The 8,353-nt window shown below is 66.0% G+C and carries 3 protein-coding genes, 1 tRNA gene and 4 pseudogenes; 6 read left to right on the forward strand and 2 right to left on the reverse strand.

Annotated elements, in window-relative coordinates:
• Nucleotide 1: 1 nt before the first annotated feature.
• Nucleotides 2-74, reverse strand: a tRNA-Arg gene (locus G205_RS11815).
• A gap of 83 nt (nt 75-157) precedes the next feature.
• On the opposite strand from G205_RS11815, the pseudogene G205_RS11820 reads away from it, so the two are divergent.
• Nucleotides 158-915 (forward strand): annotated as a pseudogene (locus G205_RS11820) (DUF998 domain-containing protein).
• Here the strand turns inward: G205_RS11820 and G205_RS11825 are convergent.
• Nucleotides 908-1,536: pseudogene (locus tag G205_RS11825) on the reverse strand (hypothetical protein). The pseudogenes G205_RS11820 and G205_RS11825 overlap by 8 nt on opposite strands.
• Before the next feature lie 32 nt (nt 1,537-1,568).
• Between G205_RS11825 and G205_RS11830 the strand changes: the two are divergent.
• From G205_RS11830 to sucD, 5 genes and pseudogenes are all read left to right on the forward strand, one after another.
• Nucleotides 1,569-2,398 (forward strand): annotated as a pseudogene (locus G205_RS11830) (inositol monophosphatase family protein).
• Nucleotides 2,399-2,490: 92 nt separating this feature from the next.
• Nucleotides 2,491-5,031 (forward strand): DNA helicase PcrA, encoded by a 2,541-nt coding sequence (pcrA, locus tag G205_RS11835; RefSeq protein WP_035752865.1) that lies wholly within the window; start codon nt 2,491-2,493, stop codon nt 5,029-5,031.
• Between the two features lie 203 nt (nt 5,032-5,234).
• Nucleotides 5,235-5,942: a hypothetical protein gene (locus G205_RS11840; protein WP_235046899.1), complete on the forward strand. Its 708-nt coding sequence runs from the start codon at nt 5,235-5,237 to the stop codon at nt 5,940-5,942.
• Nucleotides 5,943-6,165: 223 nt separating this feature from the next.
• Entirely contained in the window at nt 6,166-7,335 is a 1,170-nt protein-coding gene (gene sucC, locus G205_RS11845) for an ADP-forming succinate--CoA ligase subunit beta (protein ID WP_009358168.1), read from the forward strand.
• An 11-nt stretch (nt 7,336-7,346) separates the two neighbouring features.
• Nucleotides 7,347-8,248: pseudogene (sucD, locus tag G205_RS11850) on the forward strand (succinate--CoA ligase subunit alpha).
• Nucleotides 8,249-8,353: the final 105 nt, after the last annotated feature.

The following is an 8,353-nucleotide window of genomic DNA, read 5'->3' on the forward strand; positions in this document are numbered from 1 at the left end:
GTGCCCTCGATTGGAATCGAACCAACGACACCGGCTTTAGGAGAGCCGTGCTCTATCCACTGAGCTACGAGGGCTTGCATCCGACAGGACCGGCAGGGCCGTCCGAACGGACACGCATACCAGCATACAAGGTGCCAGGCCGTACTACGCTCAAGGCATGACTCCAGCACCGTCCACGGCGCCCGCGGCGGCGTTCATTCCGGATACCGCGTCCACCCGGCAGTACATCGGTGCGTGGTCGGTGTTGAGCGTGCTGCAGTATTTCGCCGCCGAAGCTGCGGTGATCGCGGCATGGGCCGGCCCCCGTCCCTATGACCTGCGGACCGGCTACATCAGCGACCTGGGTGCCTGAACTGTGGCATCTTCGACGGGCGGGAGGTCTGCTCCCCGCTGAATTGGCTCATGAACGCGTCGTTCGTGGTCCAGGGCCTGGGAATGCTGCTGGGTGCCATCCTGCTGAGCTCGGGCCTGCTGTGCGTGGCGGCGCGGGCGGGGGCGCGGGTACAGCCTGGCCGCAGCAAGCCGTGGCTCGCAGCGGTCTGGGTGCGGATCCTGACCGGAACAGCCGGGGCGGGCACCGTCATTGTGGGTCTGGTTCCCGAGGACGCCGGCTCCGGCTGGCACTTCACCGGTGCCATCATGTACTTCCTGGCCGGTGCCGCGGCATTGCTGGTGCTTGGCATCCTCTGGCTGCGGAAGTCGGCCATGGCCTGGTTCATCCTGGCCTGCGGCGGCGTGTCCCTGGCCGCGCTGGTGACCGGCGGCCTGACCAGGATGGACATTCCCGAGCCCGGAACACTCGAGCGCATCATGGGCTACCCCGTCACCGTGGGCATGGCGACGGCGGGCCTGGTGATTGCGCAGCGGGTGCACCGGCACCGGAAGCAGGCCCGGGCGGCAGCAGCCGTCAGCTAGCAGCCTTCTTGCTCCGCGCCTTCAGCAGCACGGCCGCGCCGCCTGCCACCAGGCTCAGGACCAAAAGCACCCACCCGGCAATGGTGAGGCCGGACGCCAAGGCAACCTGGCCGGCGTCGGGCGCTTCGGCAGCCAGGACGCCGTCAATGGCAACGTTGCCCCAGAGCCGGACCACCACGAACAGCAGCGGCAGCGCCCACAGCGCCCAGCGGAACGCCTTGCGGGCGACGTTGGTGCCGATCAGCAGCAGCCACGTGAAGCCGAAGATCAGCGGGAACAGCGTGCCGGCGGTCTTGTGAACGTAGTTGAGCTGGCCGAGCGCGTCAGCGTCCATCACCGCCTGAAGCTGGCCGATGTAGCAGGGTCAAAGCCGCCGATGAGCGAGTCCGGCATTGCCAGCCCGCCGGTCAGCTGCCGGAGCTGGTCCAGGGTCAGCAGGTGCAGGTACCAGAACAGGAACAGGCTGGCCACGACGCCGGCGATCAGGATCAGGTTGCTGTTGCTCTGGGCTTTTTCCGGTGTCCGGCTGGTGGTCGGGTTGATCACCGGCGGCAGGTGGTGCTGCGGCACCGCCGCCTTGGCGCCGTGCTTCTTGATCCGCTGGGCAGGGGTCTTGGCCATGGCACCATTATTCCGCCCCATACACTGAAGCCATGACCATTGGCCGGCACAGCGCTGTTGAACTTGACCCTTCGTTGGACGACCACCAGCTGGCGGCAGCCTGGTGCGGGAGGCCGGGCAGCTGGCACTCCTGATGCGGATGGCCGGGCTGCAGTCCCAGCAGAAGACATCCATTTCCGACGTTGTGACGGCCGCGGACCACGCCGCCGAGGCCTACGTGCTGGAGCAGCTGCAGCGCTGCCGGCCGGAGGACGGAATCCTGGGTGAAGAGGGCGCATCCGTGCAGGGCAGCAGCGGGCGGACCTGGGTCATCGACCCCGTGGACGGCACCTACAACTTCCTGCACGGCTCCACGTACTGGTGCTCCGCCATTGCCCTGAAGGACGAAACCGACGTGCTGCTCGGGGCCATCTACCAGCCGGAGGAGGACAAGCTCTGGCTGGGCGGGCGCTCGCACCCGGCCACCCTCAACGGGGAACCGCTCACGGTCTTCCACGACAACCGCGGCCAACGCAACGGAACTGCCGTCGCCGAACTGGGCGCCGCCACCTACATCCATCCCCGCTGGCTGATGGACCCGATGTGCGCCATGCCGTGGCACGCCGCCGCAACCTCCGCGGCAACCCTGCGCATGCTGGGTTCGGGCTCCTGCGACCTGGGCAGGGTGGCGGACGGGCAGCTGGGCTGCTGGTTCCAGCACAGCTGCCCGGAATGGGACTGGCTGCCGGGCAAGGCCATCGTCCGCGCCGCCGGTGGCGCCGTGGACACCGTCCGGGTCAACGGCCTGGAATGGTTCATGGCAGGAGGCACGACGGCGGTGCGGGAGTTGCGTGCGGCCCTCGAGTCGGCCTCGGTGGCCTAAGCCGGGGAGACGGGGCAATGCCGGCAGATTCCGTGGCGTAATCCACAGGCCGGAAGTGGGTGTCGGTCCCACCGCCTAGACTTGTAGGCACCATGGATATGTTGTTTGACCCGTACTCTGACGGACCGTTCAAGGCCGCTCCCGCAGCTGCTGCCCGCACCAAGGCGCACCCGGACGGCCTCGCCACGGCGGCCGGTCCAGGTGGCAGCGTTCCCGCCGGGGACCCTGCCGGAATCCATGAAGCAGGCGGCGGGCACCCGGGTGCCGGGCCGGACCGGCAGCACCATGGCAGGCCCCGGCTCGATGCCGCCAAGCTCCTGGAAGGGCTCAATCCGCAGCAGGAGGAAGCGGTCAAGCACGCCGGTTCCGCGCTGCTGATCGTGGCCGGTGCGGGTTCCGGCAAGACCCGCGTCCTCAGCAACCGGATTGCCTACCTGATTGCCACGGGCCGTGCCCACCATGGCGAAATCCTGGCCATCACCTTCACCAACAAGGCCGCCGCGGAAATGCGGGAGCGCATCGAGGCGCTGGTGGGTGGCCGCGCCAAGATCATGTGGATTTCGACCTTCCACTCGTCCTGTGTGCGGATCCTGCGCCAGGAGGCTGCCAATGTGGGCCTGAAATCAAACTTCTCCATCTACGATTCAGCGGATTCCCTGCGGCTGGTCACCCAGGTGTCCAAGGCCCTGGACCTGGACCCCAAGAAGTTCGCCCCCAAAGCCATCCAGCACAAGATCTCGGCGCTGAAGAACGAGCTCATCGACGCCGATTCCTACGCCTCGGCCGCGAACTACAACGATCCCTTCGAGCAGGCCGTTGCCGAGGTCTACAAGGGCTACACGCAGCGGCTCCGCCAGGCCAACGCCATGGACTTTGACGACCTCATCGCCGAGACCGTCTTCATGTTCCGCGCGTTCCCGGCGCTCGCCGAGTCCTACCGCCGCCGGTTCCGGCACGTCCTGGTGGACGAGTACCAGGACACCAACCATGCTCAGTACGCGCTGGTGCGCGAGATCGTGGGGGAGGGGCCCGGGGCGTCGGAGCTCACCGTGGTGGGCGACTCGGACCAATCCATCTACGCCTTCCGTGGTGCGGACATCCGCAACATCGTCGAATTCGAGAAGGACTATCCCGAGGCCCGCACCATCAAACTGGAGCAGAACTACCGCTCCACGCAGAACATCCTCAGTGCGGCCAACTCGGTCATCTCCCGCAACCCCAACCGCCCCGAGAAGCGGCTGTGGACCGCGGAAGGGGAAGGCCACAAAATCATCGGGTATGTGGGCGAGAACGAGCACGACGAAGCCCAGTTCATCGCCAAGGAGATCGACCGGCTCCAGGACGAGGACAACCTGCGCCCGGGCGACGTCGCCATCTTCTACCGGACCAATGCACAGTCCCGGTCCATCGAGGACGTCCTGGTCCGGGTGGGCCTGCCCTACAAGGTAGTGGGCGGCACGCGCTTCTACGAGCGGAAGGAAATCAAGGACGCCCTCGCGTACCTCCGGGTCCTGGTCAACCCCGACGACGACGTCAACCTCCGCAGGGTCCTCAACGAACCCAAGCGGGGGATCGGCGACCGCGCCGAAGGCGCCGTCGCCGCCCTTGCCCAGCGTGAGCGGATTTCGTTCATGGCCGCAGCCCGCCGTGCCGAACAGGCCCCGGCCATGGCCACCCGCTCCGTCAACGCCGTCCTTGGCTTCGTGAAGCTGCTGGACGACCTCGCCGAGGTGGCTTCCGGGTCCGGCGCGGCCGCCGCACTTGAAGCGGTCCTGGAGCAGACCGGCTACCTGGCGGCACTGCGGGCAAGCACCGATCCCCAGGACGAGTCCCGGGTGGAGAACCTGGCCGAACTCGTCGCCGTCGTCCGTGAATATGAGCGTGACAACCCGGAAGGGACGCTGGAGGCGTTCCTGGAGCAGGTGTCCCTGGTGGCCGACGCGGACCAGATCCCGGACGCCCCGGGCGCCGACATCGACTCCGCGGTGGCCGAAGCCAAGCGGCTGGGCGTCGTCACCCTGATGACTCTCCACACTGCCAAGGGCCTCGAATTCCCCGTGGTGTTCCTGACCGGCATGGAGCACGGGCTGTTCCCGCACCAGCGCTCCGCCACGGACCCCAAGGAACTGGCCGAAGAACGCCGGCTGGCCTACGTGGGGCTCACCCGCGCCAGGAAACGGCTCTACGTCACCCGGTCCGAGGTCCGGAGTATGTGGGGACAGAGCCAGTACAACCCCGCCAGCCAGTTCCTCGAGGAAATCCCCGCCGAGCTTCTGGAGTGGAAGCGGGAAGGCACCAGCAGGCAAGCGGCCTGGAGCGGCGGCGGGTCTATCGGCTCGGGCAAGTACAGCGGATCGTTCTGGGGTGCGGGCACCTCCCGCGGAGCCAATGCCGACCCCTCGGCCGGGTTCAACGCCGACGTCCCCGCAGTCATCGCCCGGAACCGGGTGCAGCCGCAAAAGGAAATCATCGCCGTCAGCGTGGGGGACAAAGTCAACCACACAAGCTTCGGCAACGGGACCGTCCTGGCCCTGGAGGGGGCCGGGGACAAGACCGTGGCCAAGGTGAAATTCGACGGCGGCGAGAAGCGCCTCCTGCTTCGCTACGCGCCGCTGACCAAACTGGACGCCTAAGAGCCCTGCCAAAACCTGATGCAAGCTCGGTGCTTAGGCGCGCCAGAAAAGACCTTCCGACTTAAGGTGGCCCCGCCGTCGTGGGCCACTTTGGGCGGCGAAATTCGCAAAACGGGCCCGGACTGCGGCGTGTCCGTGTCGAAGTGCCCCAGTAGGGCGCGGGCTGGGGAAGATGACTTCGGGCAGCGCCACTGGCGGGCATAATGGAGCGCATGCGACGGACTGTTTGGGGGATGCTCGCCGCCCTTTTCCTGGCCACTGCCACCGGGTGCACTGTCACCACTGAGGATCCCGGCTACGTGCCGCCGCCCCCGCCCGCGCCGATGGACCAGCTGGAACAGGCCGCCCTGGCCAGCCCCCAGGATTTCTCGAACGGTGAGGACACCCTCTCGTTCATCACCGAAGACCGCACTGTGGCCTGCTCCCTCACGTCCGCCCGCGGGGAGCACATCAACCTCCCGTACGAAACAAACGGCTACAGCGATTCAGCAAACAACAGGCTTGCCATCGTCCCGGTTGCGCACTGCGAACTGGCAACCTACCCCAAGCCCGACGCGGACGACGTCAGGGACGACTGTGCCGGAACCGGGCTGGGCTACCTGGGCGGGGTCGCGCTGCTCACTCCGGACAAGGCCTGGTACGGGGAGTGCCGGTCCGGCGTCACACAAATGGAGGCAACCTACGGGCCCAACGGTAGCCGCACAGGTCCGCTGGCCCAGCTGCCGGTCCTGGCCGAGGGGCAGAACCTGGAACGCAACGGGCTGCGGTGTTCGGCCTACAACGGCGGCGTGGCATGCGGAAACGTCTCTGCCGGCGTCGGATTCTTCGTGTCAACCGAGCGTTACGAACTGATTCCCGGACCCGGTGAAGAGGCCTCCCCGGCGCCTTCCGAGGGCTCAAAAACCCCGTAAATCCGCGGTTTTTCTACGCCTCATAGAATAGTGTCCTTACTCACATAAGCGGTAGTCTGGGACGGGCCGGTCCCCATAAAGGACTAGAGTTCCCAGAGGAGCATTACGCCGCGTGGCTCGTTTCCAGACAGGCCGCCGGTGCGTGCAATCCGCAGCCCGGTCATCGTCTATCGATGGTGTCCGGCTGTATAGAAACTACTTCGACGTAGAAGGACACTAAACCGTGGACCTGTTTGAATACCAGGCGCGCGATATGTTCGAGGCGCACGGTGTACCCGTGCTGGCCGGCATCGTGGCGTACACCCCAGAAGAAGCAAAGGCAGCTGCCGAAAAGATTGGCGGCGTCACCGTCGTCAAGGCACAGGTCAAGATCGGCGGCCGCGGCAAGGCCGGCGGCGTGAAGGTCGCAAAGTCCGCTGACGAGGCACTTGAGCACGCCACCAACATCCTGGGCATGGACATCAAGGGCCACACCGTCAAAAAGGTGATGATTGCCCAGGGTGCGGACATCGCCGAAGAGTTCTACTTCTCCGTCCTGCTGGACCGGGCCAACCGCAACTACCTGGCCATGTGCTCGGTTGAAGGCGGCATGGAAATCGAGCAGCTCGCCGTCGAACGCCCGGAGGCGCTGGCCAAGGTCGCCATCGACCCCGCCGTCGGCATCGACCAGGCCAAGGCGGACGAGATCGTCGCCACGGCAGGCTTCGCTGAGGAACTGCGCGGCAAGGTGGCCGACGTCATCCTCAAGCTCTGGGACGTCTTCAAGAAGGAAGACGCAACCCTGGTGGAGGTCAACCCGCTCGTCCGCACCGGCGCCGGCGAGATCATCGCCCTTGACGGCAAGGTCTCCCTCGACGAAAACGCGGAGTTCCGCCACGCCAAGCACGCGCTGCTTGAGGACAAAGACGCTGCCGATCCCCTTGAGGCCAAGGCAAAGGCGCAGGACCTCAACTACGTCAAGCTCGACGGCGAAGTCGGCATCATCGGCAACGGCGCCGGCCTTGTAATGTCCACCCTTGACGTCGTTGCCTACGCCGGTGAAAACCACGGCAACGTCAAGCCCGCAAACTTCCTGGACATCGGCGGTGGAGCCTCCGCCGAGGTCATGGCTGCCGGCCTGGACGTCATCCTCGGTGACGAGCAGGTCAAGTCCGTGTTCGTTAACGTCTTCGGCGGCATCACCGCCTGCGACGCCGTCGCCAAGGGCATTGTCGGTGCACTGGCCGAGCTGGGCCACACCGCGAACAAGCCGCTGGTAGTCCGCCTTGACGGCAACAACGTCGAGGAAGGCCGCCGCATCCTGAACGAGGCCAACCACCCGCTGGTTACCCTGGCCGCCACCATGGACGAGGGCGCCGACAAGGCCGCCGAGCTCGCCAACGCAGCTAAGTAAAGGGACGCACCATGTCTATCTATCTGAACAAGGACTCCAAGGTCATCGTCCAGGGCATCACCGGCGGCGAAGGCACCAAGCACACCGCCCTGATGCTGAAGGCCGGAACCAACATTGTTGGCGGCGTCAACGCCCGCAAGGCCGGCACCACGGTCCTGCACGGCGACCAGGAAATCAACGTCTACGGCACCGTCAAGGAAGCATGGCGGAAACCGGCGCCGACGTCTCCATCGTCTTCGTTCCGCCGGCATTCACCAAGAACGCTGTTGTTGAAGCTATCGAAGCAGGCATCGGCCTGGTAGTGGTCATCACCGAAGGCGTGCCGGTCCAGGACTCCGCCGAATTCTGGGCCCTGGCCCAGTCCAAGGTGGACGCCGACGGCAACCAGGTCACCCGCATCATCGGACCGAACTGCCCCGGCATCATCACCCCGGGCGAGGCGCTGGTGGGCATCACCCCCGCCAACATCACGGGCAAGGGCCCCATCGGACTGGTTTCCAAGTCCGGCACCCTGACCTACCAGATGATGTACGAACTGCGCGACCTCGGCTTCTCCACCGCCATCGGCATCGGGGGCGACCCCATCATCGGCACCACGCACATCGATGCGCTGGCCGCATTCGAGGCTGACCCCGAGACCAAGGCAATCGTCATGATCGGCGAGATCGGTGGCGACGCCGAAGAGCGTGCCGCCGACTTCATCAAGGCCAACGTCACCAAGCCGGTTGTCGGCTACGTGGCAGGCTTCACCGCGCCGGAAGGCAAGACCATGGGCCACGCCGGTGCCATCGTCTCCGGTTCCGCCGGTACCGCCCAGGCCAAGAAGGAAGCCCTGGAGGCCGCAGGCGTGAAGGTCGGCAAGACGCCGTCCGAGACCGCCAAGCTGCTGCGCGAGGTTTACGCAGCCCTCTAATAGATCCAGATATCGACGCGGGGTCACTCCCGGCCCAATATTCTCCTTGGGATGGGCCGGAAGTGACCCCGCGTTTGTTTTAAGTACGACGACGTCCGGCGCCTT

This window comes from Arthrobacter nitrophenolicus (assembly GCF_000332815.1).
In the GTDB taxonomy this organism is placed as follows: Bacteria; Actinomycetota; Actinomycetes; order Actinomycetales; family Micrococcaceae; genus Arthrobacter; species Arthrobacter nitrophenolicus.